The sequence below is a fragment of the Streptomyces sp. NPDC056580 genome (assembly GCF_042793175.1).
Classification (GTDB): Bacteria; Actinomycetota; Actinomycetes; order Streptomycetales; family Streptomycetaceae; genus Streptomyces.
This window is the reverse complement of record NZ_JBHTVE010000016.1, coordinates 150,203-172,319: the sequence shown is the minus strand read 5'-3', so window position 1 is coordinate 172,319 and position 22,117 is coordinate 150,203. Positions and strand designations below refer to the sequence as shown.

The window sequence follows — 22,117 nt, the reverse complement described above, 5'->3', positions numbered from 1 at the left end:
GGGGTTACCCGGGGAAACGTCTTTCCCGGACCGCGCCGCTCCACCACGATGAGCCCCCAAACCGGCCGGTAGGGCGGAGAGTTCGGGGGAACGGAGGGGACGCGATGGCTCAGGGCGGCGACGCGGCCGAGGCGGACACGGGACTCGCCGACGCGCCGGACGCACGGCTGACGGCGCTGCTGTGCGCCTCCTCCCCGACGGCCTACCCGGCGCTGCAGGAGCTGCGCCGCCGGCACCACCCGGCGGTCCTCGCCTACGCCCGGCTGTGCACCGCGAGCGAGTCGGCGGCCCGCCGGCTGGCCGCGGAGACCCTGACCGCCGCGGCCCGCGAGACGGCCCGCGGCCGGGAGCCGAACGTGCCCCTGCGCCACCAGCTCCTGCTGCTCACCGCCCGGCTGGCGGCCTCCTGGGCGGCCGACGAACGCGCCGCGGGCGTCGACGCGGGCCTGCTGCTGGTGCTGAACACGAGCGGTGTGCCGGACGGCCCCACGCCACCGCTCCTCCCGGCGTTCCAGACGCTCCCGTCCCGCGCCCAGGGCCTGATCTGGTACGGCGTCCTCGAAGCCGGGCCCGTCGAGCGCACCGCCGCCTACCTCGGCCTGAGCCGTGTCGATGTGCATCACGACACCCCGCAGGCCGTGCAGACGCTGGCCCAGGCCGTCCTGCGGCACCGTCTGGCCGGTTCCGACGACCCGCGCTGCGCGGACTTCCGCCGGCTGATCGAGGAGGCCGTACGGCCCGGCACGCCCCGCCGCAGCGCCGACCTGGACGCCCACCGGGCCCGCTGCCCGCACTGCTCGGCCGCCGTCGAGGAGCTGACCGCGCTGCGGGACGCCCCGCGGCAGACCCTGGCGGACGGCCTGCTCCCCTGGCACGGGACCTCATACCTGCGCGCCTCCGGTCCGGCTCCGGCTCCGGCCCCCGCTCCCGGCCCGCGTGCCGCCGCCCGGACCCGGCCGCCCGGCCGCCGTTACCTGCTGGCGTCCACGGCCCTGGGCGTGGCCCTGGCCCCCATGCTGGTCTTCCTGCTCACACCGTCCGGGTCCTCCGGCCGGCAGGCGGTCACGGCGACGCCCGCTCCCCCGCCGGTTACGGTGACGGCCACGGTCTCGCTGTCCCCGCCGCCCGCCCCGACGCCCTCCCGCACCGCCGGGTCGCCGTCACCGTCACCGTCGAGGACTTCGCACCGCCCCGCCACCTCCGCGCCGCCCGGCCGCCGCACCCCGTCCCCGTCCCCGCCGCCCGCGCCGCCGGGCAGCGCCTTCGCACAGGTGGTGAACCTGGCCACGGGCCGCTGCCTGGACATCCGGGACGGCGAACTGTGGAAGGGCAACGACGTCGTCATGGCGCCCTGCGACTCCTCCGCCAGCCAGCGCTGGCGGGTCGACACCGGCCCGGGCGTCCTGCGCTCGGCCGCCGACTCCGGCTTCTGCCTGGACAGCCGCGGCTCGACCGACCGTGGCGTGGGCATCTGGGAGTGCGACTCGGTCTACGGCCGCAACGGCCGGAACCTCCGCTTCGCCGTCGACCCCGACGGCACGATCCGCCCGGCGATCGACACCGGGACGGCGGTGACACCGGACGACGGCGACGGGGTCCGACTGGCGCCGCTGGGCGGGGGGCCGACGCAGCGGTGGCGGGCCGGGTCCGACTGACCGTCCACGCGGGCCTCCGGGCCCGTCTGACCGTCCGCGCGGGCATCCGGGCCGCCTGACCGTCCGCGCGGGCATCTGGCCGTCTGGCCGTCCTCGCCCGCGTCCGGCTCAGATCTCGCGCACACCGCGTCGCCGCCCGCCTGAACGTCCGCGCGGACGGCCCGGGCCCACCTGACCCTCCGCGCCCGCGCCCGGGCCGTCCGGCCGTCCTCGCGGGCGTCCGGGCCCGAGTGACCGTCCTCGCCCGCGTCCGGCTCAGATCTCGTGCACGCCGCGTCGCCAGACGCCGGCGACCAGCGGCACGCCCGGCCGGTAGGCCAGGTGCACATGGCTCGGGGCGTCGAGCAGCAGCAGGTCGGCGCGGGCTCCCGGGGCGAGACGGCCGATGTCCGTGCGGCGCAGGGCCGCCGCGCCGCCGGCCGTGGCCGACCAGACCGCCTCGTCCGGGGTCATGCCCATGTCCCGCACCGCGAGCGCGACGCAGAAGGGGACCGAGGACGTGAACGACGAACCCGGGTTGCAGTCGGTCGACAGGGCCACGGTGACGCCCGCGTCCAGCAGCCGGCGGGCGTCGGGCCACTCGGCGCGGGTGGAGAACTCGGCGCCGGGCAGCAGGGTGGCGACCGTGTCGCTGTGGGCGAGGGCGTCGACGTCCGCGTCGGTGAGGTGGGTGCAGTGGTCGGCGCTGGCCGCGTCCAGCTCGACGGCGAGCTGGACGCCGGGGCCGTAGGAGAGCTGGTTGGCGTGGATCCGGGGGTGCAGGCCCCTGGCCCGGCCGGCGGTGAGGATCGCGCGGGCCTGGTCGCCGTCGAAGGCGCCCTTCTCGCAGAAGACGTCGATCCAGCGGGCGTGCGGGGCGCAGGCGTCCAGCATCTCGCCGGTGACCAGGGCGACGTAGGCCGCCGGGTCGTCGGCGTGCTCGGGGGCGACGATGTGGGCGCCGAGGAACGTCACCTCGTCGGTGTGCCGGGCCGCGACGCGCAGGGCGCGGGCCTCGTCCTCGACCGTGAGGCCGTAGCCCGACTTCGTCTCGAAGGTGGTGGTGCCCTGGCGGAGGGCTTCCGCCAGGTAGCGGGTGAGGTTGGCCTCCAGCTCCGCGTCGGTGGCGGCGCGGGTGGCCGCGACCGTGGTGCGGATGCCGCCCGCGGTGTAGGAGCGGCCGGACATCCGGGCGTTGAACTCCTGCGTGCGGTCACCGGCGAAGACCAGGTGGGAGTGGGAGTCCACGAAGCCCGGCAGCACCGCCCGGCCGCCCGCGTCGACCCGGTTGTCAGTGGCGGGTGCTTTCCTGGATTCACCGGTCCACGCGACGCGGTCGCCGTCGATGACGAGGGCCGCGTCCTGGATCAGGCCGAGGGGGGATCCGTCACCGGAGGAGGGGTCGTTGGTGACCAGCGTGGCGATGTTGGTGATGACGGTGCTGCTGCTCATGGTGTCCTCGTGGGTGGCCGGTCGGGGGTCGGCGGGCTTCGTCCGCGCGGGCCTCAGCCGCGCAGGGCTTCGATCGCGTCCGCGAGCGCTGACGGCACGTCGGGGACGAGGGCGTGCGTCCCGTCCCGTACGACATGACGGCCGCTCACGATCGTGTGCCGCACGTCCGCCGCGGTCGCCGCGAATACGGCCGTCTCGGCGCCCAGCCGGGGTGCCGGTCCGGCCGTCCTGACCGAGTCGAGGGCGATCGTCGTCAGGTCGGCGAGCGCGCCCGTCTCGATGGCGCCGGCGCCCTGCCAGCCGAGGGCCGCGTGGCCGTCGGCGGTGGCGGCCCGCAGCAGTGCCGCGGCCGTCCAGTGGCCCCGGGTGCGGGTGCGCAGCCGCTCGTTCAGCTCCATCGCGCGCGCCTCTTCGAACAGGTCGATGACGGCGTGGCTGTCGGAGCCGAGGGAGAGCGGGGAGCCCGCCCGCTGCAGGGCGACGGCGGGACCGATGCCGTCCGCCAGGTCGCGCTCGGTGGTGGGGCACATGCAGGTGCCGGTGCGCGAGCCGCCGAGCAGCGCGATGTCCTCGTCGGTGAGGTGGGTGTTGTGCACACCGGTGGTGCGCGGCCCGAGCACGCCGTGGTCGGCGAGCAGCCGGGTCGGGGTGCAGCCGTGCGCGGCCAGGCAGGCGTCGTTCTCGGCGGTCTGCTCCGACAGGTGCACGTGCAGCGGGGCCCGCCGTTCCTCCGCCCAGCGCGCCACGGTCGCCAACTGGTCGGCGGGCACGGCCCGTACGGAGTGGATCGCCGCTCCGATCCGCGCGTGATCCCGTTCCTTGAGAACTGAACAGCGTTCGGCCCAGGCCTCCGCGTCGCCGTCGGAGAAGCGCCGCTGGTGGGTGTTGAGCGGCTCCCCGCTGTGCTTGTCGCGGATGGCGGAGGAGAAGTAGGCGGTGTCCAGGAGGGTGATGCGGATCCCGGCCTCGGCGGCGGCCGCGATCAGCGCCTCGCCCATGGCGTTGGGCTCGCCGTAGGGGGTGCCGCCGGGGGCGTGGTGCACGTAGTGGAACTCGCCGACGCAGGTGATGCCGGCCAGCGCCATCTCGGCGTACACGGCGCGGGCGAGGGCGTGGTAGGTCTCCGGCGTCAGCCGGTCGGCGACGGAGTACATCACCTCGCGCCAGGTCCAGAAGGTGCCGCTGCCGACCTGGACCGTGCCGCGCAGCGCCCGGTGGAAGGCGTGCGAGTGGGCGTTCGCCAGACCCGGGAGGGTCAGGCCGCGCAGCACCTCGGCGCCGGGCGGCGGGGTGGCCGCTCCGGTGTGGACGGCGCTGATCCGGCCGTCCGCGGCCGTGACGACGACGCCGGGCTCGACATGGGTGCCGAGCCAGGCGTGCTCCAGCCAGTAGGTCGTGTCGGTCACGTGCGGGCCAGCCCTTCCAGTACGTCGGCGAGCGCGCGCACCCCGGCGAGGCAGTCGTCCTCGGCCGCGGACTCGGCCGGGGAGTGCGAGACGCCGGTGGGGTTGCGCACGAACAGCATGGCGGTCGGGATGCGCCCGGACAGGATTCCGGCGTCGTGTCCGGCGCCGGTACCCAGTACGGGCACTTCGAGGCCGGTGTCCTTCCCCAGGATGCGGCCGAGTTCGTCGCGCAGCGCGTGGTCGAACTCGACCACCGGGGTGAAGGACTCCCGGACGACGTCCAGGTCGATGCCGTGGGCGTCGGCGTACTCGCGCGCCGCCTTCTCGACGCCGCCCACGACCGTGTCCAGGGTCGCCTGGTCGGCGGCGCGGGAGTCGAGCCAGCCGCGCACCAGGGAGGGGATGGCGTTGACGCCGTTCGGCTCGACGGAGATCTTGCCGAAGGTGGCGACGGCGCCGGCGAGTTCGGCCTCGCGGCGGGCGGCGAGCACCGTCTCGGCGTACGACAGCATCGGGTCGCGCCGGTCGGCCAGGCGGGTGGTGCCGGCGTGGTTGGCCTCGCCGCGGAAGTCGAAGCGCCAGCGGCCGTGCGGCCAGATGGCGCTGGCGATGCCGACCGGGTCGCCGGACAGGTCCAGCGCGCGGCCCTGTTCGACGTGGAGTTCGACGAAGGCGCCGATCCTGGCCAGCCGTTCCGGGTCGGCCCCGATGGCCTCGGGGTCGTGGCCGGCGGCCTCCATGGCCCGGGGGAGGCTGACGCCGTCCGCGTCGGTGAGGCGGTGGGCCTGCTCGACGGTGAGCTGTCCGGCGGTGAGCCGGGAGCCGACACAGGCGAGCCCGAACCGGGCGCCCTCCTCGTCGCCGAAGTTGACGACGGCAAGGGGCCTGGTGAACCGCGTCCCCCTGGCGCGCAGTTCGTCGAGGGCCGCGAAGGAGGACACGACGCCGAGGGGGCCGTCGAAGGCGCCCCCGTCCGGCACCGAGTCCAGGTGCGATCCGGTGACCACGGCGTCCCCGGCGGCCGGGTCGCCCAGCCAGGCCCACTGATTGCCGTTGCGGTCCACCTCGTACACCAGCCCGCGCGTCTCGGCCTGCTCGCGGAACCAGGCCCGGCACTCGCCGTCGGCCCCGGTCCAGGCGTACCGCCGGTACCCCCCGGATCCGGGGTGCCGCCCGACGGGCAGCAGCTCGCGCCACATCTCCTGGAAGGAGCTGGCGCCCACAGGCCGTGGGCGGTCGTCCCGCGGGGCGGAACGGGCGGGTGCGGCCGCGGCCGCGCCCGGCGGCGGGACCTCGGCTCGCGCCGGGGCGTCGCCGCCGCCTGCTCGCGGACTCACGCCTCGTCACCCTCACGCATGGGCACCCGGACCCCCCGCTCGTCCGCCACGGACTCCGCGATGTCGTACCCGGCGTCGACGTGCCGGATGACACCCATGCCGGGGTCGTTGGTGAGCACCCGCCGGATCTTCTCCCCGCCCAGCTTCGTGCCGTCGGCCACCGTCACCTGGCCGGCGTGGATGGAGCGCCCCATGCCCACACCGCCGCCGTGGTGGATGGACACCCAGGAGGCGCCGGAGGCCACGTTGACCATGGCGTTCAGCAGCGGCCAGTCGGCGATCGCGTCGGAGCCGTCGAGCATGGCCTCGGTCTCGCGGTACGGGGAGGCGACGGAGCCGCAGTCGAGGTGGTCGCGGCCGATGGCCAGCGGGGCGGCCAGCTCACCGGAGGCCACCATGTCGTTGAAGCGCTCGCCGGCCTTGTCCCGCTCGCCGTAGCCCAGCCAGCAGATGCGCGCGGGCAGGCCCTGGAAGTGGACGCGCTCGCCGGCCAGCTTGATCCAGCGGGCCAGGGACTCGTTCTCGGGGAAGAGGTCGAGGATCGCCTTGTCGGTCCTGGCGATGTCGGCCGGGTCGCCGGACAGCGCCGCCCAGCGGAACGGTCCCTTGCCCTCGCAGAACAGGGGCCGGATGTAGGCGGGGACGAAGCCGGGGAAGGCGAACGCGCGGTCGTACCCGGCGAGCTGTGCCTCGCCGCGGATGGAGTTGCCGTAGTCGAAGACCTCGGCGCCGGCGTCCATGAAGCCGACCATGGCCTCCACGTGCTTCGCCATGGACTCGCGCGCCCGCGTGGTGAAGCCGGCCGGGTCCTTCGCGGCGGCGTCGGCCATGTCCTCGAAGGCGACGCCGACGGGCAGGTACGACAGCGGGTCGTGGGCGGAGGTCTGATCGGTGACGATGTCGATCGGGGCGTTCATCGCCAGCAGTTGCGGGACCAGTTCGGCCGCGTTGCCGAGGACGCCGATGGACAGCGGGCGGCGGGCGTCGCGGGCCTCGGTGGCGAGCCGCAGCGCGTGGTCGAGGGAGTCGGCCCTGACGTCCAGGTACCGGTGCTCGATGCGGCGCTCGATGGCGCGCGGGTCGCAGTCGACGCAGATGGCGACGCCGTCGTTCATGGTCACGGCGAGGGGCTGGGCGCCGCCCATGCCGCCGAGGCCGGCGGTGAGGGTGATGGTCCCGGCGAGGGTGCCGCCGAACTTCTTCGCGGCGACGGCGGCGAAGGTCTCGTAGGTGCCCTGGAGGATGCCCTGGGTGCCGATGTAGATCCAGGAGCCGGCGGTCATCTGCCCGTACATGGTCAGGCCCAGGGCCTCCAGACGGCGGAACTCCTCCCAGTTGGCCCAGTCGCCGACGAGATTGGAGTTGGCGATGAGGACGCGCGGGGCCCACTCGTGGGTCTGCATCACGCCGACCGGGCGGCCGGACTGGACCAGCATGGTCTCGTCCTGCTTCAGCGTGCGCAGCGTGCGGACCATGGCGTCGAAGGAGCGCCAGTCGCGGGCGGCCTTGCCGGTGCCGCCGTAGACGACGAGCTTGTCGGGGTGCTCGGCCACCTCGGGGTCGAGGTTGTTCTGCAGCATCCGCAGGGCGGCTTCCTGCTGCCATCCCAGGGCGCTCAGTTCCGTGCCGCGCGGTGCTCGTACGGGGCGGGGTCCCGACATCGTCTGCCTCCTCCTGTTACTACGTCTATTCACATCCTTACTTCCTGAATAGAACTAGTCAACACCTCCCCGCCCGCACACTCGCGCCACCTGGGTGTTTGGCTGGAAGCACACGAAGGCCGACAGGAGGGGAGAGGTCGTGGACCACGACACCGACGGTGAGGCCCGGGAGCGGGCGGCCCGGCGCGACGAGGCGGTACGCGGCGCGGTGGAGCAGGGGCTGCTGGGGCCGGACGCGGCCGTGGTGGGGTTGCTGGACGTCACCGGCATCCGTAAGTCGGCGTCCGCGCTGCGCGCCGCGTTCGACGCGGTCGTGGCGCCGGGCACGCCGGTGCTGCACGCCTTCGCGGTGAAGGCGAGCCCGCTGGTGCCGGTGCTGCGGCTGCTGCACGAGGAGGGCATCGGCGCCGAGGTGGCGAGCCCGGGCGAACTGGCGCTGGCGCGGGCCGCGGGGCTGCCGCCGGAGAACACGGTGCTCGACTCCCCCGCCAAGACGCCGGCCGAGCTGCGCGAGGCGCTGGCGCTGGGCGTCGCCGTGAACGCGGACAACCCGCAGGAGCTGGACCGGCTCGACGCGCTGGTCGCAGCGGCGGCCACCCGGTCCCCGCTCGGCATCCGGGTCAACCCGCAGATCGGCGGCGGCACCATCGGGGCCACCTCGACCGCGACCGAGACCTCGAAGTTCGGGGTGGCGCTGCGCGACGAGGGGGCCCGCGAGTGGGTGGTCCAGGCCTACGCGGACCGGCCGTGGCTGACCCGGCTGCACGCGCACACCGGCTCCCAGGGCATCCCGCTGGCGCTGCTGGCGCGAGGTGTGGCGGAGACGTACGCGCTGGCGGAGGAGATCAACGCGCGGATCGGGCGGCGGCAGATCGACACGCTCGACATCGGCGGCGGCCTGCCGGTCAACTTCGGGTCGGAGGCGACCGCGCCCACGTACGCCCAGTACGCACGCACGCTGAAGGCGGAGGTGCCGGGGCTGTTCGACGGGCGGTACGGGCTGGTGACCGAGTTCGGCCGGTCGCTGCTGGCCAAGCACGGCACGGTGGTGGCGCGGGTGGAGTACGCCAAGAGCTCCGGCGGGCGGCGGATCGCGGTGACGCACGCGGGCGTGCAGGTGGCCACGCGGACGGTGTACGCGCCGGGGGCCTGGCCGCTGCGGATCGCCGCGTACGACGCCAAGGGCCGCCCGAAGCTAGGCCCGGAGGTGACGCAGGACGTGGCGGGCCCGGCCTGCTTCTCGGGCGACCTGCTCGCCGAGGGACGCTCCATGCCCCCGCTGGAGCAGGGCGACTACGCGGCGGCGCTGGACACGGGCGCGTACTACTTCGCGCACCACTACGCCTACAACTCCCTGACCAGGCCCGGCGTCTACGGCTTCGCGCCGGACGCTTCCGGGGGCGTCGCCTTCGCGACCGTGCGGGAGCCGCAGACGGTGGCGGAGGTGGTGGCCGAGTCCGGAGGGGCGCACGCGTCCGCACTCACCACCCTGGGCGCGTCCGGGAGCCGTTGACACGCCCCTGAGTTCGCTCGAACAAATGGATCAACTGGCGGGAGACGGCAGTCAGTTGACCCACCCTAGTACGCCGGACGCATGTTCCAACGGAAAATGCCAAAGCCCTCACTCGCGACGCACACGTTGCGTAGTGTCGCTGTCACTCAACCGGAGTACAGGCGGGGAGGGGAACCGGCGTGCCCGGAATCGACGAGTGCCTACTGGATGCGATGCGGCTGCCCGGCGCCCGGGGAGCCGCACTGGTGGACTGGACGAGCGGACTGGCCCTTGGATCCGTCGGGGAGGCCCCCGGCGGTGACCACGAGACCACCGCGGCCGAAGCCGCGGAACTGGCCAGGCTGGCCGCCGAGCACGGCGCCTTCACGGCCGGGGACGCCGAGGACGGACGCCCGCCCGTCGAAGACGTGATCATCAGCAACCGCGACAGCTACCACCTGCTGCGGTTCGTGGTCACGTCCTTCGACAGCAGCGTCTTCCTGCACCTGTGGCTGGGCCGCGCGGAGGGCAACCTCGCCCTCGCCCGCATCCGGCTGGGCGAGATGGCCGACCGGCTGGTGCTGGGATGACCATGGTCGGCACACCTCCGCCGCTGCCGGTGCGGGCCAGGTCGGCCGCGGCCGACCGGACCGCGGGCGCGCTGTCCCCGATGCTCCGGCGGCTCGCCGAGGAGCAGGCCACCGGCGTGCTCGTCCGCGAACACGGCACCCTGTACCTCGCGCGGGGCCGGGTCGTGCACGCCGAGAGTCCCCTCGCGCCCGGCCTGGGGGTGCTGCTCACCGCTCACGGCACCCTCGCGGCGGCCGCCTGGCAGCGGGCGGCAGAGCGGGCCGGCGGCACGGCGGACGCCGCCCGGTTGCTGCTCGACGCCGGGGTGCTGCCCGCGGGCGCGCTGGAGCTGTGCCACCTGGACGCGCTGTACGACGCGGGGTACTTCGCCCTGACCCCGAGCAGCACCCCCGGCCGGTTCCGGTACGACGGCACCCCTCGCGTCGGCCCGCTGCCCTCGGTGCCGGTCGTCGCCCTTGAGCGCGAGACGCTGCGCCGGCGGCTGCTGCTGCACCGGCTGTGGCCGGACCCGGCGGCCGACAGCGCCCCGCTGATCCGCGCCGATCCCGCCGCGGGAACGCAGGTCACCTCGCGCCGACGGGCCGTCCTGGACCGGGTGGACGGTGCCCGCACTGCCCCGGAGATCGCCCGCGACCTGGGCAGACAGGCGTTCCACACACTGGTGGACGTGCGCCGGCTCGCGGCGGCCGGACTCGTCCGGGCGGCGCCCGGGGCACCCGGCCTCCCGCCGGTCCCGCCGGTCCCGTCGGCTCCCCCGCTGACGGTCACCGACCCCGACATCGCGCTGCTGAAGAGGCTCAGGGATGCGCTGGAGGCGCTTTGAACGGCACCGCCCCGCCGCCGAGAGGAGAGAGCTGATGGTGCCCGAACAGGACCTGGAGAGCGTGCTGGACGAGCTGCGCCGGCTGCGTACCCGCGTCCCGCAGCTCACCGGCGCCCTCGCAGCCGGCGTCGACGGACTCGTCGTCGCCCACGACACACCCGGCGTCGACCCGGAGGGCCTCGCGGCGCTCACCGCGGCCTCGCTCGGCGTGGCCGTACGGGTCGCCGACGCCACCGGCAACGGCGGCTTCCGCGAGCTGCTGGTGCGCGGCGAGCACGGTTACGTCGCCACCTACGCGGCCGGCCGCACCGCCGTGCTGACCCTGCTCACCCGGGACCGGGTCAACGTCGGCCGGCTCCACCTGGAGGGCCGCCGGTCCGGCGCCCGCATCGGGGAGCTGCTCGACGCCGCCGAGGCCGCCGCCCGGGCCGCGGCGCCCGCCGCACGGCCCGCCCGAACCGCACCCGCACGTACGCGCACCGTGCGCGCGCCACGCACCACGGCCACCGAAGCGCGCACCGCAACCGACAACTGAGAGGACCACCATGGCCAACACCGAGACCGCCCTGAAAGAGGCCCTGACCTCCATCGAGGGCGCCACCGGCGTCGCACTCGTCGACTACACCAGCGGCATGGCGCTGGGCACGATGGGCGGCAGCAAGACCTTCGACCTCAACGTGGCCGCGGCGGGCAACACGGACGTGATCCGCGCCAAGATGCGCACGATGGAGATGCTGGGCCTCAAGGCCGAGATCGACGACATCCTGATCACGCTGACGGACCAGTACCACCTGATCCGCCTGCTCAAGGGACGCGGCGGGAACGGCCTGTTCCTCTACCTCGTCCTGGAGCAGAACCGGGCCAACCTGGCGATGGCCCGGCACCAGCTCAAGCGGATCGAGGAGGAGCTGGAGGTCTAGCCCCCGGGGCCCGGAGCCCGCAGGAGGTCAGACCAGTGCCGCGGTGCGGCGGCGGGACCCGCCGGGGGTCGCGTCGCCGGCCGCGACGCCCGTGGCGCGCAGGCCCTTGACGGCCTTGCCCGCCGGACCGCCGCCGCGCCGGTCGAGCCAGTCGACCCGCACCCACAGCAGCGTCTGCCCGGCCTGCTCCCGGCGCCCCAGCCAGGCGGCCTTCAGCCTGAGCCCGGCGCCGGCCCCGGCCAGCAGCATGCCCCCGGTCGCGGGCAGCGCGAACGAGCCGCCGAGCGCCACGGCGAACGCCAGCAGCAGCCACCACCGGTGCCCCCGGCGCCAGTTGCGCACGGTCACCGCCCGGTCCTGCAGCACGTCGTACTTGCCCGCCCTGGCGGCCCCGCCGGCCAGCGCGATGTACCGCTTGCGGCGCACCAGCGCCACCACGGCCAGGGCGATCAGGAACAGCGCGGCTCCCGCCGACACCCCGATCCGGCGCCCGGTCAGCCCGGGCGGCAGTACTCCGGCACCGGCGGCCACCGCTCCGGACCACCACAGGGGCGCGGCCCCCGCTCGTACGACGACGGCCACCCTGGCCAGTCCATGTCCTCCGCGCGCCACGTCAGCCTCCCGTGTCACGTCCACGTGTCGACCCAGCCCCTGGGTCCGGGCACGACGCTAGCGGCGGAACCTGAGACGAGTCTGAGAAGGCGTCGGGTCACTCCACGAACAGCCCGCGGGCGGCCGCGTTCGCGTCGAACTGCTCCAACCGGGCCTGGGCGTCCGGCAGATCGTCGCACAGGGCCTCCAGCAGCACCCGTCCGAGCAGCATCGGCGCGCACGCGGTGTCGAAGGCGAGCCCAGTGCCGACCGCGGCGGGCAGCAGCAGATCGGAGTGGCGGGCGACGGGCGCGAAGGCGGAGTCGGCGACCGTGACGACGGTCAGACCCGCCTCCCTTGCGTAGGCGAGGGTGTCGACCACCTCGCGCGGGTGCCGGGGCAGCGCGAAGCACAGCAGGGCCGTGGCGCCGGCGCGGACGGCCGCGTCGATGCGGTCCTGGATCATCGTCCCGCCCTCGTCGAGCAGCCGGACGTCCGGGTGCACCTTGGCGGCGAAGTACGCGAAGCCGTACGCCTGGGAGGCGGCGGCGCGCAGTCCGAGCACCGGCAGCGGGCGCGAGGCGGCCAGGATCCGGCCGGCCTTCCGCACCGGCCTGGGGTCGGCGAGCAGCTCCGCGAGGTGCTTCAGGTTCTCGATCTCGGCCTCGACGGCCTGCTGGTACTCGTTGTACGGCCCCGGCCCGGCGGCGGCCTGCTCGGCGGGCACGACCTCGCGCAGGTGCCTGCGCAGCGCCGGGTAGCCGTCGAAGCCGAGGGCGACCGCGAACCGGGTCACCGACGGCTGGCTGACCCCGGCCAGCTCGGCCAGCTCCACGCTGGACAGGAAGGGGACGTCGGCGGCCCGCCGCACCATGCTGTGTGCGATGCGGCGCTGGGTCGGCGTGAGCCGGTGCCCCTCGAAGAGCGCCTGCAGACGGGTCGCCGGGGTGTCCGTCACGCCCGTGCTCCGGTCGACGCTCATGATGTGCTCCCCCTCCGCATGCGGACCCTCGGATTATTCAGTCATCTAGAACTCTGCATGAGCCTATACAGCCGGGACAAGGCCCGTCCCGCCATCCGGCGGGACCGGGTTCCCGGCAGGACCGGGTTTCCGGCAGGACCGGGTTTCCGGCAGGACCGGGTTTCCCATGGCGCGAAAGAGGGGGGTTTCCCCCAGTGCGCCGGCCCCCGGTGCTCCCTACCGTGAAGCGCATGAGCGCACTGGACTCGCGGGACACCGACCTCAAGAAGGACCTGGACGCCACCGTACGGGCGCGCGGGGAGCTGGGCGAGGAGTACGACTCCGCGCTCGTGGACTCCTTCCTGGAGAGGGTCGAGCAGCGGATCGACGACACGGTGGAGCGCAGGGTGCGCCGGCACCTGGCCGAGCAGCGGATGGCCGACGCCCGTGGCACCAGGCGGCCCAGGTCGGCCGGGTCGTGGGTGGACCGCTTCGGCCTCGCCGTCGCGTCGCTGGTGCTGGCCGTCCCGCTCTCCGCCATCTCCGGCGCCCTGGCCGGGATGACCGGGATCGTGGCGACCTGGCTCGGCATCGTCGGCGTGAACGCGGCCCAGGCGGTGCGGCTCAACCCCGAGCTGATGACCGGCCGACGCGATGCCCGGCGGTCCGCCGGGGACGACTGAGGCGCCGGGGACCGAGGCGCGGGGGCGCCGGTGGGGCGTCAGGCCCCGGGAAGGGTTGTGCGCGGGGACCGCCGCACCCCCGTTGCCGGGGGGCGGGACGACGGCGGTCCCCGCGCAGGGACGCGGGCCGGGTCAGGACCGGGCTTGCGCGTCCTTGGCGTCCATGGAGAGTCCGGGAGCCGCTCCGGAGGTCCTTGGCGCCGCACGGCGCCGGCCCGGGCGGGGAGCCGCTCCCGCCGTGGCCGACACCACTAATGTGCCGGACCCGTGTTAAGCGGGTGCTGCGCGCACGTGACACGCTCGTACCAGTTGTGGAACGGCCAGGCCCGCCCAGGTCACGGCCGGTTCGCCGCCGTCACCGGCGGTTCGCCGGGGGTACGGCTACTTGTTGCCGCCCTTGGCCAGAAAGGCCAGCAGGTCCTGGCGGCTGACCACTCCGGTCGGCTTGCCCTCGACCAGGACGATCGCGGCGTCCGCGGAGCCCAGCACCGACATCAGGTCGCCGACCGGCTCGCCGGAGCCCACCTGGGGCAGCGGGGCGCTCATGTGCTTCTCCAGCGGGTCCTCCAGCGAGGCCCGCTTGGAGAACAGGGCGTCCAGCAGCTCGCGCTCCACCACCGAGCCGACGACCTCGGCGGCCATCACGTCCGGGTGGCCGGCGCCCGGCTTGACGACCGGCATCTGCGACACGCCGTACTCGCGCAGCACCTCGATGGCCTGGCCCACGGTCTCCTCGGGGTGCATGTGCACCAGGGACGGGATGGTGCCGGCCGCCTTGTCCTGCAGGACGTCGCCGACGCGGGCGCTGGGGCCCTCGTCCTCGAGGAAGCCGTAGTCGGCCATCCACTCGTCGTTGAAGATCTTGGACAGGTAACCGCGGCCGCTGTCCGGCAGCAGCACCACCACGACGTCGTCCGGGCCGAGCCGCTCGGCGACCTTCAGCGCGGCCACGACGGCCATGCCGCAGGAGCCGCCCACCAGCAGGCCCTCCTCCTTGGCCAGCCGACGGGTCATCTGGAAGGCGTCCTTGTCGGAGACGGCCACGATCTCATCCGCCACGGTGGGGTCGTAGGCGGTCGGCCAGAAGTCCTCGCCGACGCCCTCGATCAGGTACGGCCGCCCGGAGCCGCCGGAGTACACCGAGCCCTCGGGGTCGGCGCCGATGACCTTGACCTTCCCCTGGCTGGCCTCCTTCAGGTAGTTGCCGGTGCCGGAGATGGTGCCGCCGGTGCCGACGCCCGCCACGAAGTGGGTGATCTTCCCCTCGGTCTGCTCCCACAGCTCGGGGCCGGTCGAGTGATAGTGCGAGAGCGGGTTGTTGGGGTTGGAGTACTGGTCGGGCTTCCAGGCGCCCGGGGTCTCGCGGACGAGGCGGTCGGAGACGTTGTAGTACGAGTCCGGGTGCTCGGGGTCCACAGCGGTCGGGCAGACCACGACCTCGGCGCCGTAGGCGCGCAGCACGTTGATCTTGTCGGTCGAGACCTTGTCAGGGCAGACGAAGATGCACTTGTAGCCCTTCTGCTGGGCCACGATGGCCAGGCCCACGCCGGTGTTGCCGCTGGTCGGCTCGACGATCGTGCCGCCCGGCTTGAGCTCCCCGCTCTGCTCGGCGGCCTCGATCATGCGCAGGGCGATGCGGTCCTTCACGGAACCGCCCGGGTTGAAGTACTCCACCTTGGCCAGGACGGTCGCCTGGATGCCCTTGGTCACGTTGTTGAGCCGCACCAGCGGGGTGTCGCCGACGAGGCTGATCATCGAGTCGTGGAATCGCACCGTTGTCTCCGGTTGCTTGCAAAAACATTGGTCGTAGTGGTTCCGCCAGCCTACGGCCCCGGAGTGAGGTGGGTCGGGCGTTCACTCCCCGTCAAGATTGGCACACGGGCTGTACGGGGCAAGGAGTGGGTGTACGGCTACGAGGAGGTGGCGGCGACGCATGACGAGCATGTCGAGGGCGAGAGTGGCCCGGCGCATCGCGGCCGGAGCGGCGTACGGCGGCGGCGGGGTGGGGCTCGTCGGAGCGGCGGCCGTCGGCCTGCTGCTGGCGGAGCTGCGGCTGGCCCGGCGCCACGTGGGCAACGGCAGCGTGGGCCGGGTGCCGGTGGCCGACGGGGTGTACGGGCACGCGTACGACATCCCCGGTGAACCGCCGCTGCGGCTGGCCCTGCTCGGCGATTCGACGGCCGCGGGGCAGGGCGTGCACCGGGCCGGCCAGACGCCGGGAGCGCTGCTGGCCTCGGGCCTGGCCGCGGTGGCGGAGCGGCCGGTGGAACTGCGCAACGTGGCGCTGCCGGGCGCCCAGTCGAACGACCTGGACCGGCAGGTGGCGCTGGTGCTGTCGGCCGCGGACCCGGTCCCGGACGTGTGCGTGATCATGATCGGCGCGAACGACGTGACCCACCGGATGCCGCCGACGCGTTCGGTGCGGCACCTGTCGGCGGCGGTGCGGCGGCTGCGCACGGCCGGCGCGGAGGTGGTCGTCGGCACGTGCCCGGACCTCGGCACCATCGAGCCGGTGCAGCAGCCGCTGCGCTGGCTGGCCCGCCGGGCCTCGCGGCAGCTGGCGGCGGCGCAGACGATCGGGGCGGTGGAGCAGGGCGGGCGGACGGTGTCGCTGGGCGACCTGCTGGGCCCGGAGTTCGAGGCGAATCCCCGGGAGCTGTTCGGCCCCGACAACTACCACCCGTCGGCCGAGGGCTACGCGACCGCGGCGATGGCGGTCCTGCCCACGGTCTGCGCGGCGCTCGGCCTGTGGCCGGCCGAGGAGGAGCGGCCGGACGCGTCCCGGCGCGAGGGCTTCCTGCCCGTGGCCAGGGCGGCCGCTGAGGCCGCCTCGGAGGCGGGCACCGAGGTCACGGCGGCCATGCCCACGGGCCCCCGCGGCCCCTGGGCCCTCCTCAAACGCCGCCGCCGGCGCCGCGTCAGCGAGGCGGAACCGGCCCGCCCATCGGTATGAACACCCGAGGCAGCCGCAAGCCGAGTCGGGTGGGTCGGCGGGCAGGAACCCGCGTGGTCCGGGGGCACCGCGCGCCGGAAACCGTCACCCCCGCCCGCGCGCACGCCCCCGCCGAACCGCCGGCAGCCAAAGCAAGCGCTTAGTAAATTGCGGCCAGTGTCACACCGCGACACCGGTGACCTGAACCATACGGCCGGGTAACTTCCCAACCGGTCCTGCCCAAACTCCGTCCTCTGGAGCCGTGATGCCCGAAGCCGTGATCGTCTCGACCGCCCGCTCCCCCATCGGCCGCGCCTTCAAGGGCTCCCTGAAGGACCTGCGCCCGGACGACCTGACCGCCACGATCATCCAGGCGGCGCTGGCCAAGGTCCCCGAGCTGGACCCCCGGGACATCGACGACCTGATGCTCGGCTGCGGCCTGCCGGGCGGCGAGCAGGGCAACAACCTCGGCCGCATCGTGGCCGTGCAGATGGGCATGGACCACCTGCCCGGCTGCACGATCACCCGCTACTGCTCCTCCTCGCTGCAGACCAGCCGCATGGCGCTGCACGCCATCAAGGCGGGCGAGGGCGACGTCTTCATCTCGGCCGGCGTCGAGATGGTCTCCCGCTTCACCAAGGGCAACTCCGACAGCCTGCCGGACACGCACAACCCGTTCTTCGCCGAGGCCGAGGCCCGTACCGCCACCGTGGCCGCGCAGGAGGGCACCACCTGGCACGACCCGCGCGAGGACGGCCTGGTCCCGGACGCCTACATCGCGATGGGCCAGACCGCGGAGAACCTCGCCCGCTGGAAGGGCGTGACCCGGCAGGACATGGACGAGTTCGGCGTCCGCTCGCAGAACCTGGCCGAAGAGGCCATCAAGAACGGCTTCTGGGAGCGCGAGATCACCCCGGTGACCCTGCCGGACGGCACGGTCGTCGCCAAGGACGACGGCCCGCGGGCCGGCGTCACCCTTGAGGGCGTGCAGGGCCTCAAGCCGGTGTTCCGCCCGGACGGGCTCGTCACCGCGGGCAACTGCTGCCCGCTCAACGACGGCGCCGCCGCCGTCGTGATCATGTCCGACACCAAGGCGCGCGAACTCGGCCTCACCCCGCTCGCCCGCATCGTCTCCACCGGCGTCTCCGGCCTCTCCCCGGAGATCATGGGCCTCGGCCCGGTCGAGGCGTCCCAGCAGGCCCTGCGCCGGGCCGGGCTGACCATCGACGACATCGACCTCGTCGAGATCAACGAGGCGTTCGCCGCCCAGGTCATCCCCTCCTACCGCGACCTCGGCATCCCGCTGGAGAAGCTGAACGTCAACGGCGGCGCCATCGCCGTCGGCCACCCCTTCGGCATGACCGGCGCGCGCATCACCGGCACGCTGATCAACTCGCTGCAGTTCCACGACAAGCAGTTCGGCCTGGAGACGATGTGCGTCGGCGGCGGCCAGGGCATGGCCATGGTCATCGAGCGCCTGAGCTGACGCACCCTCGGTAGCGGGCACGGCACCCTGCGTCGGACGCTGGCCCGGAACCCGGGAAAACCCCGGGTTCCGGGCCGTTTTGTGATCCAATCTCCCTCAGGATGTGACCTATGTCCCTCGCGGGAGTGTCCTTGCAGGTCAGCGCCGTGAGTCAGGAAACGACGCCCGCAAAGCCCTGTCCGTTTCGTGACGTTACGCACTGACAGCTGGTTAGTCCGCCCTTCAAGCTGATGTAGGAAGTCGGGGGTCGACTTTGAACCTGGGAGTACGTCAGTGAGCGCCATGCCGATCGCCCTGCTGCTCACCACGGCCGCCACGGGCGCCGTGGGCGTCGCCGTCCTGCGGACCGTTCTCAAGCTGCGCCGCCAGCTCACCGAGTTGCAGGCACAGCTCGCCGAGAACCAGGCCGCCGGGCGGGGCGCGCCGCTGCCCGCCGCCCGCGCCTCCGCCGGCGCGGAGGAGATACGCGCGGCCGTGGCCGAGGCGCTGGCCGAGGAGCGGGAGCGGGAACTGGCCGAGGCCCGTGCGTTCTGGGCCGCGCAGGAGGCCCGGGACGCCTCCGACGCGCCGTCCTTGCTCAACTTCGCCGAGAACGACCTGTTCCTGCCGCGGCAGGCCGACTTCGCGGGCCTGGACTCGCTGGAGCCGGTCGCCGAGCCGGCCACGGAGACCGACGAGTTCTCCGGGGGCGCCCCTGCCGGGAGCGAGTCCCCCGAGCTGGCCGCCGCCCGCCGCCGTCACCCCTCGCACCCGGACTTCGTGCCGGTGCAGTCGCCGGTGGTGAACGACCACGAGCGCACCGTGACCACTCTGGAGCAGCTGGCCGCCGACCAGGTCGAGCTGTCCGACGTCCGGCCCGGACCGCTGGGCACCCTGGACGTCTACGTCTTCGCCGACGGCACCACCCTGTGCATGACGCCCGGTCACCGGGAGACGGCGGAGCGGCTGGCCGCGGCCGTTCGGGAGGGCGAGACGCCCTACCTGCTGGGCGGCTCGGGCATCTCCGGCGCCTATACGCTGACGTTCGCGTGCGGCGACGACATGGTCTACATCCTGGCGGACCGGGTCATCGCGTCCCTGTGAGCGCCGGCGGAAACCGGCGCGACGCTCAGACGCCCGCCCGCTTCCGCGCCTGCTCCACCAGCCCGACCGCCTCGCCGACCTCGTCGTCGGTGCGCAGCACCAGCGCCAAGTCGTGCGCCGCCACCAGGATCTGGTCGGCCGCGGCGAACATCCCCGCGTCCGGCATCCGCCGGGGCTCGGCGGCCGGATCCTCCACGCGCTGCGCCCACTGGGCCAACTCGTTGGCCAGGGCCAGCGCCTCCGCTGCGGCCCCCCGCTGCAGCCGGCTCTGCGGGGCGGCCCGCAGACGGTCGGCGAAGTGATCCACTGCTCGGGTCAAGGGCGTCGTATCAACCACGGACTGAGCGTAACGCGCCGCACTGTTGCCAATACGCGAACGCTCAGGCACGGTGACGTGAAGGACCGGCTTACATCCCCTTTGCGTCCGGAGGCGCCGATGTCCCAACTCTTCTCCGAGGAGACCCACCGCAACCTGCTCGCCCGCATTCCGCACTGCACCGGTCGTGAAGTCTCCGACTGGCTGCGCACCGTCGAAGAAGGCCCCGCCCTGTTCCGCTTCGAGGAGAAGGTCAGCTGGCTCCGGCACGAGTACGACCTCGCGTACGGCCACGCCAAGGCGATCGTCCACGAGTACGACCTGAGGAGGGCCGCGCGCAGGCTGCTGTAGCGGCGCGCCGCCCGGACACGGCGAAGGGCCCCTGCCATCCGTCTTCACCGGATGCGGGGCCCTTTCCCATGACTTCACGCGAACGGCGGCCCGGTCACGGGCCGGTCGCGCTAGTCGTTGCTGCTGAAGATCGCCACCAGCCGCAGCATCTCCACGTAGATCCACACCAGGGTGAGGGTCAGGCCGAACGCGGCGAGCCAGGACTCGCTGCGCGGGGCGCCGTAGGCGATGCCGTCCTCGATCTGCTTGAAGTCCAGGGTGAGGAAGAAGGCGCCGAGCACGATGGCGATGATGCCGACGATCGCGCCGAGCGGGCCGAAGCTGCGCAGGCCGCCGTCCTCGGCGACACCGAACGCGACCAGCAGCAGGTTGACCGCCATCACCACGATGAAGGCCATGGCGATTGCCATGCCGATGCGCGCGTAGCGGGCCGTCACACGGATCCAGCCCGCCTTGTAGACGAGCAGGGTGGCGGCCGAGACGGCCATGGTGCCGAGCACCGCCTGGAAGGGCGCCCCGCTCCAGCGGCTGTTGTACATCTCGCTGATGACGCCCAGGAAGACGCCCTCGAAGGCGGCGTAACCCAGGATCAGCGCGGGCGACGGCGTGCGCTTGAAGCTCTGCACCAGCGCCAGGACCATCGCGACGATCGCGGCGCCGAAGGCCAGGCCGTAGCTGGTCGTGGAGACCGGCAGCAGGATCCAGGCGAGGGCGGCGCCGACGGCGACCGTGCCGAGCGTGATGGCCGAGCGCGTGACGACGTCGTCCATCGTCATCCGGCCGGTGGCGGCCGGAGCCTGCGGCGGGGCTCCCTGCTGGAGGTCCTGCTGGGCGTAGGGGTTCTGCGCGTACGGGTTGCCCTGTGCGTACCCGGCCTGCGCTGCGGTGTTGAAGCCGGCGTAGCCGTTGTCGCGGCTGAACCCCCGTCGCGAGAAGACCGGGTTGCTGCTCCTCATTTCACTCCTCCATGGCCACCGTGCGCGGCCTTGGCTCAAGAGTAATGGATTGGCAAAAGAACGTCCGTACTACTTGAGGGGGATCTTTCCCCCGCGGTGTTGCCCAACACGCCACGCGAACCACTGATTCCCCCCGGGGAACCGCTCACTCCAGCGGGAAGCCGGTGTAGGCCTCGGCCAGATCGGTCTCGGCCGCGCGCGAGGAGGCGACGCGTTCCAGCCGGGCCAGCTGCAGCCGGGCGTCGAAGGCGGTGGCGTCGGGGGCGCTGTGCAGCATGGTCGTCATGTCGTACGAGAACCGCTCGGCCTGCCACACCCGGCGCAGGCAGGTGGCGGAGTAGGCGTCGAGGAGTTCCGGCGACCCGCTGCGCCGTTCGTGGACGAGCGCGCGGGCGAGGGTCGCGACGTCACCGACTGCGAGGTTCAGGCCCTTGGCGCCGGTCGGCGGCACGATGTGGGCGGCGTCACCGGCGAGGAGGAGCCGGCCGTGGCGCATCGGCTCGTGGACGAAGGACCGCATGGGGGTGACCGACTTCTGGGTGATCGGACCGCGCTCCAGCTTCCAGCCGTCGCCGGTCTCCAGGCGCCGGTCCAGTTCGGCCCAGATCTCCTCGTCGCCCCACCGGTCGGCCTCGGTGCCGGCGGGCACCTGGAGGTAGAGGCGGGAGACGGAGGGCGAGCGCATGGACAGCAGGGCGAAGCCGCGGTCGTGCCGGGCGTAGACGAGTTCGTCGTGCGAGGGCGCGACGTCGGCGAGGATGCCGAGCCAGGCATAGGGGTAGGTCCGCTCGAACACCCGGGAGACGCCGGCCGGAAAGGCCTTGCGGGCCACACCCCAGAAGCCGTCGCACCCGACGACCCAGTCGCACTCCAGGACGTCCTCGCGCCCCTGGTGCCGGAACGGCACCCGGGGCCGGTCGCCCTCCGCGCCCTCGACGGCCAGCGCCTCCGCCTCGAACAGCAGCGGGCCCCCTTCGGCCAGCTGGAGGGCGATGAGGTCCTTGCAGACCTCCGTCTGGGCGTAGACCGTCACGGAACGCCCGCCGGTGAGGCCGGGGAAGTCGACGCGGTGGCGGCGCCGGCCGAAGCGCAGTTCGATCCCGTCGTGCCGCAGCCCCTCGCGGTCCATCCGCTCGCCGGCGCCGGCCTCCCGCAGCACGTCCACGGTGCCCTGCTCCAGGATTCCGGCCCGCTGCCGCTGCTCGACGTAGGCGCGGTCGCGGCTCTCCAGGACGACCGAGTCGATGCCGGCGCGGTGCAGCAGCCGCGCCAGAAGCAGCCCGGCCGGGCCGGCTCCGATGATCCCGACGGTGGTGCGCATCGGTCGCTCCCTTGTCTCTGCCCCACTGGCGTTCGCGTGGTGAACTTTCTTTCACTTTCTTGCGAGGAGTCTCCGGCCGCACGCGTGCCGCTGTCAACGGTCACCCGGGAGAACGCGCGGG

General features: G+C 73.6%; 21 protein-coding genes. 11 read left to right on the top strand and 10 right to left on the bottom strand.

Annotated elements, in window-relative coordinates; all coding sequences use genetic code 11:
• The first annotated feature begins 104 nt into the window (after positions 1-104).
• Positions 105-1,655, top strand: a complete 1,551-nt coding sequence (locus ACFQ9Z_RS31670) for an RICIN domain-containing protein (RefSeq protein ID WP_383027001.1) — start codon at positions 105-107, stop codon at positions 1,653-1,655.
• Positions 1,656-1,910: 255 nt separating this feature from the next.
• On the opposite strand, the gene hutI is transcribed toward ACFQ9Z_RS31670, so the two are convergent.
• The 4 genes from hutI to hutU all read right to left on the bottom strand — a co-directional run bounded on the left by hutI (position 1,911) and on the right by hutU (position 7,490).
• Positions 1,911-3,086: an imidazolonepropionase gene (gene hutI / locus ACFQ9Z_RS31665; protein ID WP_383026998.1), complete on the bottom strand. Its 1,176-nt coding sequence runs from the start codon at positions 3,084-3,086 to the stop codon at positions 1,911-1,913.
• Positions 3,087-3,139: 53 nt separating this feature from the next.
• Positions 3,140-4,492, bottom strand: a complete 1,353-nt coding sequence (locus ACFQ9Z_RS31660) for a formimidoylglutamate deiminase (RefSeq protein ID WP_383026995.1) — start codon at positions 4,490-4,492, stop codon at positions 3,140-3,142.
• Complete coding sequence (locus ACFQ9Z_RS31655) at positions 4,489-5,691, bottom strand: allantoate amidohydrolase (RefSeq protein ID WP_383027171.1); 1,203 nt, start codon at positions 5,689-5,691, stop codon at positions 4,489-4,491. Before ACFQ9Z_RS31655 ends, ACFQ9Z_RS31660 begins: the two co-directional genes overlap by 4 nt.
• 134 nt (positions 5,692-5,825) lie before the next feature.
• Entirely contained in the window at positions 5,826-7,490 is a 1,665-nt protein-coding gene (hutU, locus tag ACFQ9Z_RS31650) for a urocanate hydratase (protein ID WP_383026991.1), read from the bottom strand.
• 139 nt (positions 7,491-7,629) lie between these two features.
• On the opposite strand from hutU, the gene ACFQ9Z_RS31645 reads away from it, so the two are divergent.
• The 5 genes from ACFQ9Z_RS31645 to ACFQ9Z_RS31625 all read left to right on the top strand — a co-directional run bounded on the left by ACFQ9Z_RS31645 (position 7,630) and on the right by ACFQ9Z_RS31625 (position 11,316).
• Positions 7,630-9,003 carry a diaminopimelate decarboxylase gene (locus ACFQ9Z_RS31645; protein ID WP_383026989.1) on the top strand — a complete coding sequence of 458 codons (1,374 nt, stop codon included), beginning with the start codon at positions 7,630-7,632 and terminating at the stop codon, positions 9,001-9,003.
• A 179-nt stretch (positions 9,004-9,182) separates the two neighbouring features.
• Positions 9,183-9,572 carry a hypothetical protein gene (locus tag ACFQ9Z_RS31640; protein ID WP_383026986.1) on the top strand — a complete coding sequence of 130 codons (390 nt, stop codon included), beginning with the start codon at positions 9,183-9,185 and terminating at the stop codon, positions 9,570-9,572.
• Complete coding sequence (locus ACFQ9Z_RS31635; RefSeq protein WP_383026983.1) at positions 9,569-10,396, top strand: transcriptional regulator; 828 nt, start codon at positions 9,569-9,571, stop codon at positions 10,394-10,396. Before ACFQ9Z_RS31640 ends, ACFQ9Z_RS31635 begins: the two co-directional genes overlap by 4 nt.
• 34 nt (positions 10,397-10,430) lie before the next feature.
• Positions 10,431-10,931, top strand: coding sequence for a roadblock/LC7 domain-containing protein (locus ACFQ9Z_RS31630; RefSeq protein WP_383026980.1), 501 nt, complete (start codon positions 10,431-10,433; stop codon positions 10,929-10,931).
• A gap of 10 nt (positions 10,932-10,941) precedes the next feature.
• Positions 10,942-11,316, top strand: coding sequence for a hypothetical protein (locus ACFQ9Z_RS31625; protein WP_143631312.1), 375 nt, complete (start codon positions 10,942-10,944; stop codon positions 11,314-11,316).
• Positions 11,317-11,343: 27 nt separating this feature from the next.
• Here ACFQ9Z_RS31625 and ACFQ9Z_RS31620 read toward each other — a convergent pair whose 3' ends face one another.
• On the bottom strand, positions 11,344-11,928 hold the full coding sequence (locus tag ACFQ9Z_RS31620; RefSeq protein ID WP_383026977.1) for a hypothetical protein: 585 nt from the start codon (positions 11,926-11,928) through the stop codon (positions 11,344-11,346).
• Between the two features lie 97 nt (positions 11,929-12,025).
• Entirely contained in the window at positions 12,026-12,889 is an 864-nt protein-coding gene (locus ACFQ9Z_RS31615) for a MurR/RpiR family transcriptional regulator (protein ID WP_383026974.1), read from the bottom strand.
• Positions 12,890-13,119: 230 nt separating this feature from the next.
• On the opposite strand from ACFQ9Z_RS31615, the gene ACFQ9Z_RS31610 reads away from it, so the two are divergent.
• Complete coding sequence (locus ACFQ9Z_RS31610) at positions 13,120-13,551, top strand: hypothetical protein (RefSeq protein ID WP_383026971.1); 432 nt, start codon at positions 13,120-13,122, stop codon at positions 13,549-13,551.
• A gap of 381 nt (positions 13,552-13,932) precedes the next feature.
• Here ACFQ9Z_RS31610 and ACFQ9Z_RS31605 read toward each other — a convergent pair whose 3' ends face one another.
• Positions 13,933-15,324, bottom strand: a complete 1,392-nt coding sequence (locus tag ACFQ9Z_RS31605) for a cystathionine beta-synthase (RefSeq protein WP_383026967.1) — start codon at positions 15,322-15,324, stop codon at positions 13,933-13,935.
• A 160-nt stretch (positions 15,325-15,484) separates the two neighbouring features.
• Between ACFQ9Z_RS31605 and ACFQ9Z_RS31600 the strand changes: the two genes are divergently transcribed.
• The 3 genes from ACFQ9Z_RS31600 to ACFQ9Z_RS31590 all read left to right on the top strand — a co-directional run bounded on the left by ACFQ9Z_RS31600 (position 15,485) and on the right by ACFQ9Z_RS31590 (position 19,052).
• The gene (locus ACFQ9Z_RS31600; protein WP_383026965.1) at positions 15,485-16,504 is read left to right on the top strand and encodes an SGNH/GDSL hydrolase family protein; all 1,020 of its coding nucleotides are present in this window, start codon (positions 15,485-15,487) and stop codon (positions 16,502-16,504) included.
• Positions 16,505-16,748: 244 nt separating this feature from the next.
• Positions 16,749-17,969 carry an acetyl-CoA C-acetyltransferase gene (locus tag ACFQ9Z_RS31595; RefSeq protein ID WP_360661883.1) on the top strand — a complete coding sequence of 407 codons (1,221 nt, stop codon included), beginning with the start codon at positions 16,749-16,751 and terminating at the stop codon, positions 17,967-17,969.
• Positions 17,970-18,251: 282 nt separating this feature from the next.
• On the top strand, positions 18,252-19,052 hold the full coding sequence (locus tag ACFQ9Z_RS31590) for a hypothetical protein (RefSeq protein ID WP_383027167.1): 801 nt from the start codon (positions 18,252-18,254) through the stop codon (positions 19,050-19,052).
• Between the two features lie 25 nt (positions 19,053-19,077).
• Here ACFQ9Z_RS31590 and ACFQ9Z_RS31585 read toward each other — a convergent pair whose 3' ends face one another.
• Positions 19,078-19,389, bottom strand: coding sequence for a hypothetical protein (locus ACFQ9Z_RS31585; RefSeq protein WP_174266280.1), 312 nt, complete (start codon positions 19,387-19,389; stop codon positions 19,078-19,080).
• Between the two features lie 99 nt (positions 19,390-19,488).
• On the opposite strand from ACFQ9Z_RS31585, the gene ACFQ9Z_RS31580 reads away from it, so the two are divergent.
• Positions 19,489-19,719 carry a DUF4287 domain-containing protein gene (locus ACFQ9Z_RS31580; protein ID WP_383026960.1) on the top strand — a complete coding sequence of 77 codons (231 nt, stop codon included), beginning with the start codon at positions 19,489-19,491 and terminating at the stop codon, positions 19,717-19,719.
• 110 nt (positions 19,720-19,829) lie between these two features.
• Here ACFQ9Z_RS31580 and ACFQ9Z_RS31575 read toward each other — a convergent pair whose 3' ends face one another.
• The gene (locus ACFQ9Z_RS31575) at positions 19,830-20,675 is read right to left on the bottom strand and encodes a Bax inhibitor-1/YccA family protein (RefSeq protein WP_143631299.1); all 846 of its coding nucleotides are present in this window, start codon (positions 20,673-20,675) and stop codon (positions 19,830-19,832) included.
• A gap of 145 nt (positions 20,676-20,820) precedes the next feature.
• The gene (locus ACFQ9Z_RS31570) at positions 20,821-21,996 is read right to left on the bottom strand and encodes a 4-hydroxybenzoate 3-monooxygenase (protein ID WP_383026957.1); all 1,176 of its coding nucleotides are present in this window, start codon (positions 21,994-21,996) and stop codon (positions 20,821-20,823) included.
• Between the last annotated feature and the right edge of the window lie 121 nt (positions 21,997-22,117).